14 protein-coding genes are annotated in these 16,210 nt (G+C 44.1%); 3 read left to right on the top strand and 11 right to left on the bottom strand.

Annotated features, from left to right (window positions below; translation table 11 throughout):
- Positions 1-145: 145 nt before the first annotated feature.
- The 7 genes from B3763_RS09250 to B3763_RS09220 all read right to left on the bottom strand — a co-directional run bounded on the left by B3763_RS09250 (position 146) and on the right by B3763_RS09220 (position 7,797).
- Positions 146-1,522 (bottom strand): pyridoxal-phosphate dependent enzyme, encoded by a 1,377-nt coding sequence (locus B3763_RS09250; RefSeq protein ID WP_286745908.1) that lies wholly within the window; start codon positions 1,520-1,522, stop codon positions 146-148.
- Between the two features lie 202 nt (positions 1,523-1,724).
- Complete coding sequence (locus B3763_RS09245; protein ID WP_286745907.1) at positions 1,725-2,705, bottom strand: alpha/beta hydrolase; 981 nt, start codon at positions 2,703-2,705, stop codon at positions 1,725-1,727.
- 91 nt (positions 2,706-2,796) lie between these two features.
- On the bottom strand, positions 2,797-3,723 hold the full coding sequence (locus B3763_RS09240) for an aspartate carbamoyltransferase catalytic subunit (protein ID WP_286745905.1): 927 nt from the start codon (positions 3,721-3,723) through the stop codon (positions 2,797-2,799).
- Positions 3,724-4,272 carry a bifunctional pyr operon transcriptional regulator/uracil phosphoribosyltransferase PyrR gene (pyrR, locus tag B3763_RS09235; RefSeq protein ID WP_189629016.1) on the bottom strand — a complete coding sequence of 183 codons (549 nt, stop codon included), beginning with the start codon at positions 4,270-4,272 and terminating at the stop codon, positions 3,724-3,726.
- Positions 4,273-4,357: 85 nt separating this feature from the next.
- Positions 4,358-5,824 carry a hypothetical protein gene (locus tag B3763_RS09230; protein WP_286745902.1) on the bottom strand — a complete coding sequence of 489 codons (1,467 nt, stop codon included), beginning with the start codon at positions 5,822-5,824 and terminating at the stop codon, positions 4,358-4,360.
- A gap of 18 nt (positions 5,825-5,842) precedes the next feature.
- The gene (locus B3763_RS09225; protein ID WP_286745900.1) at positions 5,843-7,393 is read right to left on the bottom strand and encodes a hypothetical protein; all 1,551 of its coding nucleotides are present in this window, start codon (positions 7,391-7,393) and stop codon (positions 5,843-5,845) included.
- Complete coding sequence (locus B3763_RS09220) at positions 7,390-7,797, bottom strand: EVE domain-containing protein (protein ID WP_286745898.1); 408 nt, start codon at positions 7,795-7,797, stop codon at positions 7,390-7,392. Before B3763_RS09220 ends, B3763_RS09225 begins: the two co-directional genes overlap by 4 nt.
- A gap of 98 nt (positions 7,798-7,895) precedes the next feature.
- Here B3763_RS09220 and polX point away from each other — a divergent pair, with 98 nt between their 5' ends.
- The 3 genes from polX to B3763_RS09205 all read left to right on the top strand — a co-directional run bounded on the left by polX (position 7,896) and on the right by B3763_RS09205 (position 11,008).
- Entirely contained in the window at positions 7,896-9,605 is a 1,710-nt protein-coding gene (gene polX, locus B3763_RS09215; protein WP_286745897.1) for a DNA polymerase/3'-5' exonuclease PolX, read from the top strand.
- A complete protein-coding gene (locus B3763_RS09210; protein ID WP_286745895.1) occupies positions 9,598-10,611 on the top strand; it encodes a glycosyltransferase family 9 protein in 1,014 nt (337 codons plus the stop codon). Before polX ends, B3763_RS09210 begins: the two co-directional genes overlap by 8 nt.
- Before the next feature lie 127 nt (positions 10,612-10,738).
- Positions 10,739-11,008: a hypothetical protein gene (locus B3763_RS09205; protein ID WP_286745893.1), complete on the top strand. Its 270-nt coding sequence runs from the start codon at positions 10,739-10,741 to the stop codon at positions 11,006-11,008.
- A gap of 309 nt (positions 11,009-11,317) precedes the next feature.
- Here B3763_RS09205 and B3763_RS09200 read toward each other — a convergent pair whose 3' ends face one another.
- From B3763_RS09200 to argB, 4 genes are all read right to left on the bottom strand, one after another.
- Entirely contained in the window at positions 11,318-12,238 is a 921-nt protein-coding gene (locus tag B3763_RS09200; protein ID WP_286745890.1) for a peptidoglycan DD-metalloendopeptidase family protein, read from the bottom strand.
- Between the two features lie 39 nt (positions 12,239-12,277).
- The gene (gene argH, locus B3763_RS09195; RefSeq protein ID WP_286745888.1) at positions 12,278-13,609 is read right to left on the bottom strand and encodes an argininosuccinate lyase; all 1,332 of its coding nucleotides are present in this window, start codon (positions 13,607-13,609) and stop codon (positions 12,278-12,280) included.
- A gap of 259 nt (positions 13,610-13,868) precedes the next feature.
- On the bottom strand, positions 13,869-14,963 hold the full coding sequence (locus B3763_RS09190; RefSeq protein ID WP_286745886.1) for a M20 family metallo-hydrolase: 1,095 nt from the start codon (positions 14,961-14,963) through the stop codon (positions 13,869-13,871).
- A gap of 262 nt (positions 14,964-15,225) precedes the next feature.
- Entirely contained in the window at positions 15,226-16,002 is a 777-nt protein-coding gene (gene argB / locus B3763_RS09185; RefSeq protein WP_286745884.1) for an acetylglutamate kinase, read from the bottom strand.
- Between the last annotated feature and the right edge of the window lie 208 nt (positions 16,003-16,210).

Here is a 16,210-nt window from a genome sequence, read left to right as displayed (position 1 = left end):
TTTCTTACATCGAACTCAGGTTAAGAAATAAAACTGGTGCTCTAAAGGCCGTGGTTACTCTAACCTCAAACCCATCTTAACAGAAAGAGTTGAGACATGAGTGACTAAGCTTTTGGAGCACCCTTATTTTAAACCAACCCTTAGGTTAGTTGGTAGTCATGGCATTTAGCAGGTCGTGACGGGTAAGAATATGCACATCGTTGTTTTCATCTCTCACCAACACAGCCGGGTTGTCTTTAGTTATGACTGAAGAAAGTACATCTAAAGTATTATCGGCCGAAACAAACTGGAACGGACCATCCATAATTTCAGAAACGGGCTTGGTTTTAAGCTCAGGGTCATCGATCATTTGAGCCAATAGCTTACTATCAATGAGGCTTCCAACAAACTGCTCGCCATCTTTTACCGGTAACTGAGAAATACTCAGGCTGGTCATAAGTTTAATGGCTTCGGCAACGGTAGCATTTTTATCGATTGTGGTGAGCTTGCCATTACCGTTTTGGCGGCTGAGTATATCGGCAGCCGAACTAAAGGCCCTGTCTTCAATAAAACCACGGGCTTTCATCCAGTTATCGTTATAAATTTTGCCGAGGTATCGGGTGCCATGGTCTGGCAGAATAATCACCATTACATCGTCTTCCGTAAGGTTTTCTTTGGCATACTCCAGTGCTCCTGCCACAGCCGACCCGCACGACCAACCGCAAAAGAGTCCCTCTTCGCGCGCAAGTCTGCGTGTCATAATTGCTCCATCTTTGTCAGTTACTTTCACAAAATGGTCAATCAGGTCGAAGTCTACGTTTTTAGGCAGTATATCTTCTCCAATACCTTCGGTTAGGTAAGGATAAATTTCTTTTTCATCGAATACACCGGTTTCCTTGTACTTTTTGAAAACCGAACCATAAGTATCGATACCCACTGAAACAATTTTCGGGTTTTGCTCTTTGAGGTATTTGGAGGTACCGCACATGGAGCCTCCGGTGCCTACACCGGCCGCATAGTGGGTAATTTTGCCTTCAGTATCTCTCCATATCTCTGGCCCTGTGGTTTCGTAATGGGCTTTAGTATTCGACAGGTTGTCGTATTGGTTAGGATAGAAAGAATTTGGAATGTCTTTGTTGAGCTTGCGAGCTACAGAGTAGTACGATCTTGGGTCGTCCGGCTCTACATTGGTAGGGCACACAATTACTTCGGCACCTACGGCTTTCAGTATATCTATTTTTTCCTGCGACTGCTTGTCGGCCAGAGTAAATATACACTTGTAGCCTTTGGCTATAGCCCCAAGTGCCAAGCCCATGCCGGTATTACCCGATGTGCCTTCTATAATGGTGCCGCCTGGTTTTAAAATACCGGCCGCTTCTGCATCTTCAATCATTTTAAGAGCCATTCGGTCTTTCATAGAGTTTCCGGGGTTAAAGTATTCTACTTTGACCAGAATGGTACCCGGAATACCTTTGTTTACTGAATTGAGCCGAACAAGAGGCGTGTTTCCTATGGTCTCGATGATTGAATTATAATACTTCATTTGCTTCTATAATAGTTGGGGCAAATTTAGCTTTTCTTCTGATGCCATTGAAATAAAGGATATGTTAACTGTGAGTCATATAGCCGCTGGGCTTACAAACTGTAGTTTTATGTAGGGCCCTGTTTGTTGACTGATTTTTACGGCTATCGAAAATTGCGCTGTAAAAAAACTTCGGCTCATCTAAGAAAAGCCGTGTTCTGAACTAAAGATCGTTGCTTCTCAAGAAAGTATTTACACGGCTGGTGTATCGTTCTTTGTACTCTTCGCGCGTATAGAGCTTTACGTGCTCACAGTCTTTGAAAAGCACAGGGTAGACGTTAAAAAGTCCTTCTACTTCGGTCTCTAAAATGGAAGCAGGAGTTGTTTTGTCTCCATCGCTATACAGGATGAGCGTGGGGAGTTTTGTATTGTTGAGCAGGTAAGAAAGCTTCATTTTATCGCTGTAACCATTTACTTTTTTATCGAAGCTGCCCCATGCCATATTGAAGATGAAATTGGGAATACCCATGCTTTGTCCTTCCAGGCGAGCTGTTTCTTTAATATTGCTCAGGGGGCTGTCGAGAATGAGCTTATGAACCTTGAGCCCATTTTCCTTTTGAAACTCTACCAGGTCTGGTCGGTTTATGGCCACAGCACTGGCCATAGCCCCCATAGAAAAGCCCCAGAGCACAAAATCAGTTTGCCCGTAGTTCTCGTTGAGCATTTTCATGCTGCCCACAATGTCTTCTGCAAACTCATAGCCCAGGGCCGTTTTGGCTTCTTGCGACTTGCCTGAGTTGCGCAAATCGGGGATGAATACATTGTAGAGCGTGTCGAGACCCTGAGCTTTTACAAGCTCCAGATACTTCATGGTTTTTAGCCTGTTGGAGGTGCGGCCATGGTTAATCATTAGTGTTTGAGTAATGCCTTCTTTGGCTGCGGGCATGTACCATCCGTTGAGTGCAACCTCGTCTGTCAGGGAGTTGTAGTCAATTTCACGGTAGGTGTCGAATCCATAGTCTGCCGGTGTTCGTTTCGCTCCAATACCGTAGTTTTCCAGAATCTCCGGATTATCGGTTACATATTCGAAGGTGTGCCGGTCGTAGTCGGTAATGAGCGAGACAAACTTGGGAACGGCTATAAAGTAAAATGCCAGCACGAGTAGTACTACGCTGATGGCTAAAATGCGTAAAAACTTCTTCATTGGTTTCAAAGGTTCCGGACGGTTTATTGTTGCTTAGAGGTCGGTATTTCGGTTGCTGTACAACTAATCTAAGCCAGGTATAATATACCGCTTATTTCGATACGGATGCTAATAAATAGAGTACAGCCATGCGTACGGCTACTCCATTTTCTACCTGATCCAGAATTATGGCGTGTTCTGAGTCTGCCACATCACTGTTTAGTTCTACCCCGCGGTTTATGGGCCCCGGGTGCATTATCACAATTTCTTTGTTCAGGGAGTCGAGTAGCTTTTTACTCACACCATAGTAGAGCGAGTATTCTCTCAACGATGGGAAGTACTTTATGTGCTGTCGTTCCAACTGAATGCGCAAGATATTGGCCACATCGCACCATTCCAGGGCTTTTTTTACATCGAGCTCTACTTTTACTCCCAGCGAGGCAATGTGTTTGGGTAGTAAGGTTATGGGGCCGCAAACCATTACTTCGGCACCAAGTTTTTGAAGTGCAAAAATGTTGGAGAGTGCCACACGTGAGTGTAGAATGTCGCCAATAATGGCCACTTTTTTCCCGGCTACTTCTCCGAGTCGTTCTCGTATAGAGAAGGTATCGAGCAGGGCCTGGGTAGGGTGCTCATGGGTGCCGTCTCCGGCATTCACTATGTTGGCTTTTATGTGTTTGGCCAAAAAATGGGGTGCTCCGGGGCTCGAATGTCGCATTACTATCATGTCTACTTTCATAGACAAAATGTTGTTCACCGTGTCGAGCAGGGTTTCTCCTTTTTTTACGGAGCTGTTGCTGCTGGAAAAGTTAATCACATCGGCCGAAAGCCTTTTCTCTGCCAGCTCAAACGACAGTTTGGTTCGGGTAGAGTTTTCAAAAAATACGTTGGCTATGGTAATGTCTCTCAAAGACGGCACTTTCTTGATGGGTCTGTTGATTACATCTTTGAATTCCTCAGCCGTCTGAAAAATGAGCTCTATATCTTCTCTAGTAAGATCTTTTATCCCCAGAAGATGCTTTGTGCTCAGTTTCTCCATTTAATCTATCTTGTTAATTAGCCAAACATTGTCTTCTTCTACCCCTTTTTGGTGTTTCCATTCCACCAGTACTTTTTGGCTCTCCAAAGTGTTTACTTCTTTGCCTATGTAGTCGGGGAAAATGGGCAGGTGGCTCGAATATCTTCTTTTAACCAAAACCATTAGCTCCACTTTTTTGGGTCGGCCAAAGGCATGCATAGCGTCCAGGGCTGCCCTAACGGTGCGTCCGGTATAGAAAACATCGTCAATAAGAATTACCTTTTTTTCCTCAATCAGAAAGTCAATTTTGGTTTCATTGGCTCTTACAGGAGAGTCTCTTCTGCGAAAATCGTCCCGGTAAAAGGTAGCGTCCAAATAGCCCAGTTGAATGGAGGTGTTGGTGAGCTCCTGCAGGCGCTCCTTAATTCTTTCGGCCAGATAAATACCTCTAGGCTGGAGCCCTAAAAGAACAGTGTTATCGAAATTTTGATGTTTTTCTATCAGTTGCTGACAGAGCCGGCCAATGGTGATGGCTAACTGAGGATGACCTAAAAGAAGCCGCTTTTGCATTTCAGAATACAAATATAGTAAAAGGAATTGCTCAGAGAAGTTTGATCAATTTTTTAATGCGGAAAGTCTGATTTACGAACCCCTGCTATTCCACCGTGACGGGTATAACTCTGAACACGCGCTGTACATTGCCCACCTTGTCCATTTGTCCTTCTAAAAGGGTTACAAGGATTTTGTTTTGGTGCCACTCAATGAGCTTTGAGTTGTACACTTTAAACTGCCGGCTGGCCAGATGGGCCTCTAAACTCTGAGCGAATGGGCTTTTATTTTGTGGCTTTATTACTCCCCCATAAAGTTCTTTTTCGTTGCGGGCAATAAGACCCGTTTGACCCTGAAAAGTAGACTGAACGAAATTGTTAAAGCTGGTCTGCTGGGTGTATTGGCCATCTATGTGCAGCGTTTCGGCCAGTTCGCCCTTTTGATTGACCACGGCCAACATGTGATGACTAATGTTCAACGTAAAGCGTAAGGCCAGGTACCTTGTAGACTGGTTCTCAAGAAGGGTAATGACGGAGGAATTTCTGTTTCTCTGCAAAGACCTATAAAATGTCATGCTCAGAAAAAAATGGTTTCCGTCTGTTTGAATGGGAAAAAGGGTGGCCTCTGTTTCGGTAGACCATTTCCCCTTTTTGGCCACTTTTTCTTTGGCTTTGCTCACTACCTTATTGGCTCTTTTTTCTCCCAAATGAGAGAAAAAACCTTCTATTTCAAAAAAAGGGGTAAGCACAATGTCTTTTTTGCTTTCCTGATCGAGCATCACATGAAAAATGCCGCTGTAGCCCTGAGACTTGGGTAAGGTATAAAAGCCCGCAATTAGTTGCTTTCCCCCGGCAAAGTCTGACACGCTACTTACATGCAACTGATAACCGGGCAGTGGGTTGAATACATGTTGTCTCACCAGCCTGCCCTGAGAATCGTAGTTTTTAAGTTCGAAGCCAAGGTCTTTGTTAGTGTTGTAATGGCTCGTGATTATTGAAACCACTTCCCACTTTTCATCAAAGGTACACTGGACGAGATTGCTTGTTTGACTGTACAGACCTTGAAGTGTTTGAATGGTGCCGTTGGTCATATCCAGAAGAAAGGCGGTAGAACGGGCATCGAACAAGCCGGCAAAGAGGGCCTTGTTATTAACTACTTCAAAAAACCATACTTCTTTAGATTCGAATAGCGGAACTTTTATTTCGGTGAACTCATACTTTTCGTTGAACTTAATAATGCTCAACTCATTTCTCAGTATTGTTTTCTGGGTAAGTAGGTAGAGTTGACCATTGTTGAAGTCTGTTCGCAGTATATTAGTCCGTACATCTAAAGGAAGAATAACCGTTTGTTGCAAGGCCAATTGTGGGTTGTAAAAATGTACTTTCAGGTGGTAGCTTCTAGACTTTTCGAGCATGTGCTTTTCGAGTATCGCAAAGCCCTTTTCACCCATGCTCACGGTTTCAAAACTTACGGAGGTAGGGTCGGCAACAATTTCGACAGCATTGGTTTGTGCCGAGAGAGGAAATAAGGCCGTAAGGATGAGGCCTGCCATTAGGATTAATCGGTGTGTCATACAGTTTGGGTTGAACGGTTAGTGCTCTATGGCTACTGCGTTTACAAAGAATACCTTGCGGTTGCCCTCACCTTCCGGGTTCTTTACGTTCTGAACTCCATAAACCAGAAAGCGATTGCCGAACCAACCTACTATTCCCTGAAATTCTTCTTTTTCGTAGCGCAGCTGATCTTCATCGTCCATCAGCCTCAATTTTTGTACCATCCGTTCTTTTTCGTTGCCATTCAGATGTCTGGTCACTAGTTCCTCATCGAGGTAGTAGGCGTAGTAAGCATCGGCTCCCGACCACTGAAAGGCTCCAAAGGTTCTAAGGGTGCCTTTGAGCTCTTCATCAATATCCATACTGTGATCCCACAACAGCTCGCCTTTGTGATTAATAGCAAAGGCAAAGGCATGGGTAAAATCAAATTCATTGGGTTGGCTGGCACTTCTGAAATTGGAGCGTGTCCAGGCATCGTATGGATTGTAAAAAGGGTCGGTTGGAGCAATCAGCGGACTAGTTACCTGCCGATAGCGCATGTAATTTTGTGTGCTCATGTTCCAGGGCTTGAAAAACTCTCCCATAATTATGAGAGCCTCACGGCTTTCTTCCATTTCGGTAAACAACCCGTCAATTTTATAGCGCCATTCTCTGCCTCTTTTTTTGGCTGTAATGGCTTTGTCTTTTAGCTTTTCGGCCCTGCGTTCGCCATTATGGTCCAGAAAGCTATTGAATTCACCAAAATTGTAATAGCGCATAGTTTGCCGGCCGGTTCGGTCTACATGGTTTACATAGAAGCCGCTGGGGAAGGTGCCGGTTTTTACGCTGTAGAGTCCCACTACCAGTTGCTCTTTGTCTATAATAGAAGATGAAACAGCCGAAAGGAGTTGGTGATCCTTTGCGGTTTCTAACTCATAGCCTCTAATGGCATTGCCATTGTAATCGTAGGTATTTACCACTATGGTGCGGTCTTTCTGAAGGTTTTGCTTGGAAGAAAGCACGTTGAACGTCACACTGTCAGCATTTACTTTTACCTCCAGCAGTTCGGAGTTATTTTGAAACACATTGGGCAGGGTTTTTACCTTGTTGGTGTTAAGGTCGTAGGCAAATACGGCAGGCCTGGACTCAATATAACCACCAATTACCGCATGATCTTGAATAACCTCAAACTCCTGAATGTCCAGATCAACAATAGTTTTAGGTTCAAATTCTTGTAATTCGCGTTGCTTAAGGTCTACTGAAACCAGCTTGATGAGGCGGTTCAGTTGGGTATTTTGAAAGAGTAAAAGGGTTTTGTCTCCCACATAATGATAGCCTTTGAGGTGAAGCTGCCGGTCTACGGTTAACGAATCTGCCCACAAAAAATTCAATTGCTTATCCAGGTGGTGGAAAACCACCGGATATTGTTTATTGTTTCCTTTTAGTTGCGGCTGAACAATAAGAACCCCGTTTTCTTCTTGAGAAATGACCACGTAATCTATATTGTCCCAGTTGTGTTCCAACTCATACCTTCCCAGATGTTGAACCTGAGCCAAAGCCAGGCCGGGCACCCAAAGAATTAGAAAAAGTATGCTTTGCAAACGTGTCATTCCTGAGCCATCTTAAGAATTTGATCAAACTCTTCTTTTTTAACCGGTTGGACCGAAAGCCGCGAGTTTTTGACCAGCACCATTTCCGATAACAACGACTCTCGTTTAATGTCTTCTAAAGAAACCGGTTTTTTAAGCTTCTGTTTAGGCACAAAGTCAACCACCACCCAACGGTCGTCATCAGTTGTGGGGTCGGGGTAGTGCTCACTTACACACTCTGCTATGCCCACCACGGCTTTTTCGTTCACACTGTGGTAGAACAAAGCAAGGTCTCCGGGTTTCATGGCCTTTAGGTTATTTCTGGCTTGGTAGTTTCTCACACCATCCCAATGGTCTTGGCCTTTTTGAACAAGATCATCGTAAGAATAGGTATTTGGCTCAGATTTTATCAACCAATAGTTCATAATCAGTTATTTTTAACTTTGCGTGCTGACAGACAGTAGTTAGTCTTTCCGGCCTAAAAAAGCAAGTATTATCATCGCTCATTAACAAATCAAGTCAATTGGATAACTCAACAATTCTTAAACAACTCAAGCTGCTGGCTTCACTTATGGAGCTGCACGATGAAAACACTTTTAAAATAAGGGGTTATCAGAACGCCATCTTCCAATTAGACAAAATGGATGTGAACCTTGCGGCCATGAGTCTTGCCGAACTTGAATCGTTGCAAGGGGTGGGCAAAGGTATTGCGGCCACCATTCAGGAACTAGCTCAAACAGGAACATCAGAGGCACTGCAAAACTTATTGGAAGCAACTCCCGAAGGCATAGTGGAACTGCTGGATATGAAGGGCATTGGTCCAAAAAAAATCAAAGTGCTATGGAAAGAACTGGGTATTGAAAGTGGCCATGAACTAAAGGAGGCGGCCAATTCGGGCTTGGTGGCTAAACTCAAAGGGTTTGGCGAAAAAACGCAGCAAACCATTATTGAGGCATTGGAATTTAAAGAAGCCAATGCCAACAAACTGCACTACGCTGATGCTGAAGTGATAGCCAATGAATTGGTGGAACACCTTAATGGTATGAAAAATGTTGAGAAGGCTACCATTACCGGAGGGCTCAGGCGCAAGCTAGAGGTGGCTGAGAGCCTGGAAATTTTAGTCGCTTCTTCAGACTTCAATGCTCTTGAGGAAGAGCTTGGTGCTCTGGAGCCTTTTGAGCAGTTAGTAGAAGAAAGTGGTCCGCTTGTTTGGAGAGGAACCTTTAAAAACCACCGCATACTTGTTGAGCTTATGCTCTGTGATCCGGCTCATTTCGTGCGCGAACAATTGCTAAAGACTGGCAGCCAGCGACACATTAGTATTCCTGTTGCCAACGATATGAGTCTTCGCGATATGGCCTACACCGGGAACTTCGATTCTGAAGAAAAAATTTACGAAGCCCTAAACATGGCCTATGTGGCCCCTGAGCTGCGCGAAGGAACATTCGAAATAGAACGGGCCAAAAGCAACTCACTACCTCGCTTGGTTGAAATGGAAGACCTGAAGGGGATTCTGCACAACCACTCTACTTATAGCGATGGTAAACATTCACTCCGACAAATGGCTGAGTATTGCAAAGAGTTGGGTTACGAGTATTTGGGCATTTGCGACCATAGTAAGTCTGCCTTCTATGCCAATGGACTTAATGAAGAGCGGGTGGCGCTACAGCACCAGGAGATAGATGAGCTGAACAAAGAACTAGCTCCCTTTAAAATATTCAAGGGGATAGAGTCGGATATTCTTAACGATGGGAGCCTGGACTATGCCGATGATGTGCTGGCTAGTTTCGACTTTATTGTGGCCTCTGTCCATTCCGTTCTAAACATGAACAAGCAGAGGGCTACACAACGCCTTTTGCGAGCTATTGAAAATCCGTACACCACGATACTAGGTCATCCAACAGGGCGTTTGCTGCTCAGAAGGGCCGGATACCCTATAGACCATAAGGCAGTAATAGACCATTGCGCCAAACATAACGTGGTGATTGAGATTAATGCCAACCCATGGAGGCTCGATTTGGATTGGAGGTGGGTAAACTACGCGTTGGAGCAGGGGGTGAAACTCGCTATAAACCCCGATGCGCATGCTATGGAAGGGTATCATCATATGCAATACGGCTTGCTTATTGGGAGAAAAGGGGGGCTCACAGCCGAAATGACCTTGAATGCCATGAGCAGAGATGCCATAGAAAAGCATTTCTCAGAAAAGAAAGAACAAGTAGCCAATGCCTAAGAAGGTATTAATCATTCGTTTTTCATCCATTGGAGATATAGTACTTACGACCCCGGTAATTAGGGTTATAAAAACTCAAATGGACGATGTGGAGGTGCACTATGCCACAAAAAAGCACTTTTATCCGGTGCTGGAAGCCAACCCATACATCGATAAGTTTCATTTATTGGAAGGCGATTTGAAGGGCCTGATTCGTGAGCTTAAAGCCGAAAAGTTCGACTTTGTGGTAGACCTTCACAACAACCTTCGAACCAGGAGAATTAAGGCTGCCCTACAAGCAGAATCGGCAGCTTTCCCAAAACTCAATTGGAAAAAGTGGCTCATAGTCAACCTCAAAGTAGACAAGTTACCCAATGTACACATTGTAGATCGGTATTTGGAAGCTGCCCGGCCGCTTGGCGTGAAAAATGATGCTCTCGGTTTGGATTACTTCATTCCCGAAAAAGATGAGGTGGAGAAAGACTGGCTTCCCGAAACTCACCAAAAAGAGTTTGTGGCTTTTGCCATTGGTGGCAATCACGAAACCAAGAAGCTTCCGCTGAACCGAATGATTGAGCTTTGCGATAAAATCAATAAACCCATTGTGCTGCTGGGAGGCAAAGAAGATGCTGAAAACGGAGAGCAAATTGCCGGGTTTTTCGATAGAGCGCATGAAACCGAAGACTTTAAAAAGCCGCTCAGTGAATTGGGTAAAAAGGCTCTTATATACAATGGCTGTGGCAAGTTCTCTATCAATCAAAGCGCCTCGATTCTGAAGAAGGCAACGTATGTTTTTACTCATGATACGGGGATGATGCATATTGCAGCTGCACTCAAAAAGAACGTATTTTCTATCTGGGGTAATACCATTCCGGAGTTTGGCATGTATCCTTACCGAACCAAGTTTACCATACTTGAAAAGAAAGGATTAGGCTGCAGGCCCTGCTCCAAGATTGGTTACAAGAAATGCCCTAAAGGACATTTTAAGTGCATGAATGAAATAGTATTCGACTTCTGGCTACCTTAGCTACTGTTTGTGTGTTGATCTAAGAAATCGGTCATTCTGAATTTATTTCAGAATCTATCTTGGTCGCTAACGAATTGAAGACCCCGAATCAAGTTCAGGGTGACGACTTTTAAAAAAAAGCTCATTTATGAAACACAAATCCCTTCAGACCATCTCGCTTGTTCTGGTAATTATCTCTCTGATTTTGGAGGTTGGTTATGATCAGGCCTGGTTTGAGTTCAATAATCCCCAGGCACTTTTCGGGGTTTCGTTAGCCCTTGTGTTAATCTCCATGTCCATTAATGTGAAGATTATCAGAACACTGGGGATTAAGCCGCACACCCGAAAAACCAGCCAGTTGGCATTGGTCATTGCGGCACTATATGCAGTAGCTGTCTTTGGACTGGAGTTAATATGAGTGAATCCACTTGGATATACCTAATAGTACAAGTTCCATTCGTTATGTGGACGCTTAGCATCTATTGGTTAAGTAAGTGGAAAAGGTTTTGGTATTTCTTTTGGATCAATGTTGCGATTAGTACTTTGGCTCTGGTTTATTTTCTCTTCATACAGCCAGTTTTTGATGGGGCAGATCCTTACGGATTAGACCTGCTTTTCAGTATAATTTTTTACCTGATGGCACACAGCTTGGTTGGGTTTATCTTTGCATTACTATACAAGCTGTCTGTTAAATATGGCTGGTTTAGATCTAAACAATCCACCTGAGCTATCTTTTTCCAGATAAGTATTTTTTACGTTCACGTTTGCTCATTTCCTGGGTAATGATGTCGTCTGTTAGCCTGGCCTTGTATAGCTTATTAGGTTTCAGCTCACCCTCATGATTTTCAGTAATAAATTTGGGAGTTACATAACCAATAGAGCTCCACTCTTTGTAATCACTGCTCATCTTAGGGTCTACGATTAGATAGGTAACACGAAACATAAGTAGTGCCTCACCGGTATTGGAAGTTTGAGTGGCTATGGCCATAGGGTCTCCGGGAAGCAACTCTTCACCCACTTCAATCAGGGCTGAATTGTTTTTAAAGTTGGTGTACCGGGCCACGGTTCCGTCTTCATGCCTTACCCGAATATAATTTCTCTCAGTGGTAAAAGTGTAGTTTAGATTGTCGGTTTGATTGTCTGCTTGTATTTCTTCAACGACCCCTTTGCGTGCAGCCCGGATGGTGTCACCATCAACAAGACTAAAACCAATAGCATAGAAGTTTTCGGGAGTTTCCTGTTGAAATGTTTTAGCCAAATGTTGAAGGGGTTTAACACCTACCTCAATTCCGGACGATACAGGCAAAGCATACAGCACGTCCTCAATCTTAGGGTTGGCCGTTCCCTTCCAGTACACTACGCTATAACTATAGTCCGGATCGCCATACCCATCCTTAGAGAGCTCAAAGAGTTTGGTGTTTCCGGGAGGGACTGCCTTTATAAAAGGAAGTGAGGTACTCGACCTCAGATTATACAGTCTGTTGAACTTAACTACCACTGTATAATAAGTGGTGCTCAAGTTTTTTGCTTCAAAAACATACTCCTGACTTTTAGGGTTGAAAGTGCCATCTACACGCACAATTCGGTCTTGAGCGGTTATGTAAAAAGACATTAAAAGGGTAGAAAGAATCAAGCTAATCCTAGTCATTGTGTTTGTTTTTAAAAGACTAGAATAATAATTCAAAAATTACTTCACAAGCTTTTCAATCCTCTTTTCCCAATGTTCAAAGTTGAAGGAGTTCAATTGTTTGTCCATTGAAGCTCGAATGGCATCGGTCATTAGGTTGCCTATGCTACCCTCGTGATTGTGATTCACTTTTCTGTCGGCTTTGAATTCCCCAGCATTTACGTCTTTCCCTACCTGAATGTAAGCTTCGCGGAAGGGCACTCCTGAAAGCACCAAACGGTTCACTTCTTCCACAGTAAACAGGTAATTATACTTGTCCTGATCGATCAAATCATTCTTGATTTTGATATGCTGAAGCATGTATTCAGCCATTTCCAAACAAGCTTTCAAATCTTCCAGAGCTGGGAACAGCAACTCTTTCAATAACTGCATTTCGCGGTGGTAACCTACAGGAAGGTTAGCCGTGAGCATGGCAATGTCATTCGGCAGGGCCACAATACGATTGCACTTGCCACGAATCAGTTCGAATACATCGGGATTTTTTTTGTGAGGCATAATGCTTGAACCAGTCGTCAGTTCATCTGGGAAAGTAAGGAAGCCAAAATCCTGACCCATGTAAAGACAAACATCCATAGAGAATTTACCCAAAGTGGCGGCAATGGATGCCATTCCACTGGCTAATTGCTTTTCTGCCTTTCCGCGCGACATCATGGCATAAACCACATTATGATGCATGGCTTCAAAACCCAGCAAATCGGTAGTCATTTGTCGATTCAAGGGGAAGGATGAACCGAATCCCGCTCCTGAACCCAAAGGATTTTTGTTTACCATTTGGTAGGCCGAATGAAGTGCGTTCAGATCATCGACCAAACCTTCTGCATAAGCTCCAAACCATAGTCCGAATGAGCTTGGCATGGCCACCTGCATGTGCGTGTAACCCGGAATAAGTACCGATTTGTATTCTTCGCTCAAAGCAGTCATTCTATCGAAAAGCGCCTTTGTGCCTTCCACAATTTCTTTGACCTCCGAACGCATGAAAAGCTTGAGGTCAACTAAAACTTGGTCGTTTCTAGAACGGCCGCTATGGATTTTCTTACCGACATCACCCAGCTTTTCAGTGAGCATAAACTCAATTTGAGAGTGAATGTCTTCCACATCGTCCATCATTTCAAACTCGCCAGTTTCCATGGTTCTGTAAATGGCTTTGAGTTCGGTATGAATGGCTTCTTTTTCATCTGCCGTCAGCAGGCCGATAGACTCCAACATAGCGGTATGCGCCAGCGATCCCTGCACGTCAAATGGTGCCAGGAATATGTCGAATTCAAGGTCTCTACCTACTGTAAACTGCTCAACTTTGGCCGAGCTTTCTATGTCTTTTTTCCAGAGTTTCATGTTGTGAAGTTAGAAGACGGGAGTCAGAAGACGGAAGTGTTCCTTCGATCTTTAGACTTGGGTCTTCAATTTTATTTTAGTTCTTCCGTCATTCCGAACTTGTTTCGGAATCTCTAGACCCTGAAACAAGTTCAGGGTGACGTTAATTGGGAAGTAAAACTTCTGTCTATTTTGCTTTAATTCTGACCGTCATCGCGAAAAACAAACTGAGCGTTAGCACAAGTTTGCAACGAAGCAATCTCATAATTTCTTAGATATTCTAAGTCCCACGTCCCTGTCTGCCGACAGGCAGGCTCGCAGTAACGTTCATAAATTTCGTTATCAGTTCAATATACAATTCTATTCCCTGCTCAATTTCCTTCAGGTAAATATACTCATCTGCTGTGTGTGATCTTGCCGAATCTCCTGGGCCCAGTTTGAGACTAGGAAAAGGCATTAATGCCTGATCGGACAATGTTGGAGAACCATATTTGGTCATGCCGAGGCTTTCTCCAGCTTTTACAATTGGATGATCTGCCGGAATAGACGATGGATTGAGTCGGGTGGATCTTGCCACTACTTCGCAATCAACCGACTGCTGAATGAACTCAAGTACCTCCTGATTGCTCATGACATCCGTAGTTCGAACATCTACCACGAACTGACAAAGATCGGGCACCACATTATGCTGTGTTCCGGAGTTTACTTGAGTCACCGACATTTTAATAGGTCCAAGCCAGTCAGACTCTTTTTCAAAACGGTAATTCTGAAACCAATCGATGATGGGCAGAGCTTTGTAAATGGCATTTTCTCCCTCATTTCTGGCGGCATGGCCGGCCTTTCCTTTTACAGAACAGTCAAGCACCATCAAGCCTTTTTCGGCAACAGCCATTTGCATCAAGGTAGGTTCACCAACCATGGCAAAGTCTATCTTTCCCAATTCAGGCAAGGCCAGAGCAATACCATTCTTACCAGAAATCTCTTCCTCAGCCGAAGCCAAAAAGATGATGTTGTAAGGCCATTTCTCTTCATAAAAATGAAGGAAAGTGGCGAGCAATGAGACAAGGCATCCACCGGCATCATTGCTACCCAAGCCGTAAAGTCTTCCATCTTCGACAATGGCCTTGAAAGGGTCTTTGGTATACCCAGCATTGGGCTTCACCGTGTCATGATGGGAATTGAGCAATAGCGTTGGTTTTGAAGCATCGAATTGCTTATTCTTTGCCCAGATATTGTTCTGCAATCGCTCTGTTTCTACACCATTAGATTTCAACAGCGATTCAATCAGATCAGCAGTTTTATCCTCCTCTCTGCTCAAGGAGGGAATTTCAATCAGTTGCTTTAGAAGCGATATGGCCTGTTCTTTTAATTCCATTCCAATATTTTATTTGCAGCCATCATTGCGTGCCTGCCTGTCGGCAGACAGGGCACAGCAAAATGGACTCCGTTAGTCAGCGCGGAACTTAGTGCAGCTAAGAATCTCTTTCGGTATGAGCTGATCGTTTCTGCAACGTCATTCCCGACTTGATCGGGAATCTCCCAAAGGGTTTTTCCAAGTTTGTTAGGGATTTCCCTGTTCAGAGAAATGACGAGTCTAAAGATGGCTGATTTATACATTATGTAGCTGTAGCACCACTTCATAGTTTAATCAGCGTTCCGGCTTCAGCCTTGTTCAAATCTGAGAACTGAATAATTCTTACGCTTTTTACTCCTGCATTGAGAGCATCAAAGGCATTGTCCAGCTTTGGAATCATTCCACTATTGATCACTCCTGAATCCTTGTATTCCTGATAGTTCTTAGGCTCCAATACTGGGATCACCACTTTGTTTTCAAAGTCAGAAAGTACGCCTGGTTGTTCAAAGCAATAAACCAGTTCTACTTCGAATTCCCGGCTCATGGCCACGGCTAACACCGAAGCAATGGTATCTGCGTTGGTGTTGAGCATATGGCCTTCACCATCGTGAGTGAGCGCACAAAACACCGGATTCACACCCTGATTCAACAGGCTTTGCAGTAAGGGAATATTGACACCATCTGCTGTAATGTCTCCCACAAACCCATAGTCAATCTGCTTGACGGGGCGTTTTTTAGCCAGCATTACATTGCCATCAGCCCCGGTTAATCCAATCGCATTGAAGCCTTTGGACTGCAGCTGAGCTACAATTTTCTTGTTGGTTAAACCACCATAAACCATGGTCACCAGATCGAGGGTCTCAGCATCAGTGATTCTGCGGCCATCGACCATTTTGGCTTCGATGCCTAGCTTGTTCCCAATCTGTGTAGCGATTTTGCCTCCACCATGCACCAGAATTGCCGGTTCAGATCGTTGGGCAAAATCAGTAAGAAACTGATCCAATGACTTTGGGTCATCGATCACATTTCCACCTATTTTGATTATGGTTAGTTTGTTCATTTTATTTCTGTCCACCCCCTACCCCCCACGGGGACAAGAGTCCGTTTTAGCACTGCCTCAAATCTCCTCCTGACAGGAGGAGCCTGCCTGCAAAGGCAGGTGCCCGCCCCGATACTTCGGGGGGCGAGGAGGTCATTTTTTTATAGGGTTACTCATTTAGATTGCATTTGTTAGATCCAGTATGCTAGCCACAAGCTGTGTCCTCACA

It is taken from the genome of Roseivirga sp. UBA1976 (genome assembly GCF_002336325.1).
GTDB lineage: Bacteria > Bacteroidota > Bacteroidia > Cytophagales > Cyclobacteriaceae > Roseivirga > Roseivirga thermotolerans.
This window is presented reverse-complemented; position numbering and strand designations above follow the sequence as displayed.

Bases quoted from the DNA above. Each gene is read 5' to 3' on its own strand.
- B3763_RS09245 (WP_286745907.1), bottom strand. From the start codon at position 2,705: ATGAAGAAGTTTTTACGCATTTTAGCCATCAGCGTAGTACTACTCGTG.
- B3763_RS09240 (WP_286745905.1), bottom strand. From the start codon at position 3,723: ATGGAGAAACTGAGCACAAAGCATCTTCTGGGGATAAAAGATCTTACT.
- B3763_RS09205 (WP_286745893.1), top strand. From the start codon at position 10,739: ATGAAACACAAATCCCTTCAGACCATCTCGCTTGTTCTGGTAATTATC.
- B3763_RS09225 (WP_286745900.1), bottom strand. From the start codon at position 7,393: ATGACACGTTTGCAAAGCATACTTTTTCTAATTCTTTGGGTGCCCGGC.
- argH (WP_286745888.1), bottom strand. From the start codon at position 13,609: ATGAAACTCTGGAAAAAAGACATAGAAAGCTCGGCCAAAGTTGAGCAG.
- B3763_RS09200 (WP_286745890.1), bottom strand. From the start codon at position 12,238: ATGACTAGGATTAGCTTGATTCTTTCTACCCTTTTAATGTCTTTTTAC.
- pyrR (WP_189629016.1), bottom strand. From the start codon at position 4,272: ATGCAAAAGCGGCTTCTTTTAGGTCATCCTCAGTTAGCCATCACCATT.
- argB (WP_286745884.1), bottom strand. From the start codon at position 16,002: ATGAACAAACTAACCATAATCAAAATAGGTGGAAATGTGATCGATGAC.
- B3763_RS09250 (WP_286745908.1), bottom strand. From the start codon at position 1,522: ATGAAGTATTATAATTCAATCATCGAGACCATAGGAAACACGCCTCTT.
- B3763_RS09220 (WP_286745898.1), bottom strand. From the start codon at position 7,797: ATGAACTATTGGTTGATAAAATCTGAGCCAAATACCTATTCTTACGAT.
- B3763_RS09190 (WP_286745886.1), bottom strand. From the start codon at position 14,963: ATGGAATTAAAAGAACAGGCCATATCGCTTCTAAAGCAACTGATTGAA.
- B3763_RS09210 (WP_286745895.1), top strand. From the start codon at position 9,598: ATGCCTAAGAAGGTATTAATCATTCGTTTTTCATCCATTGGAGATATA.
- B3763_RS09230 (WP_286745902.1), bottom strand. From the start codon at position 5,824: ATGACACACCGATTAATCCTAATGGCAGGCCTCATCCTTACGGCCTTA.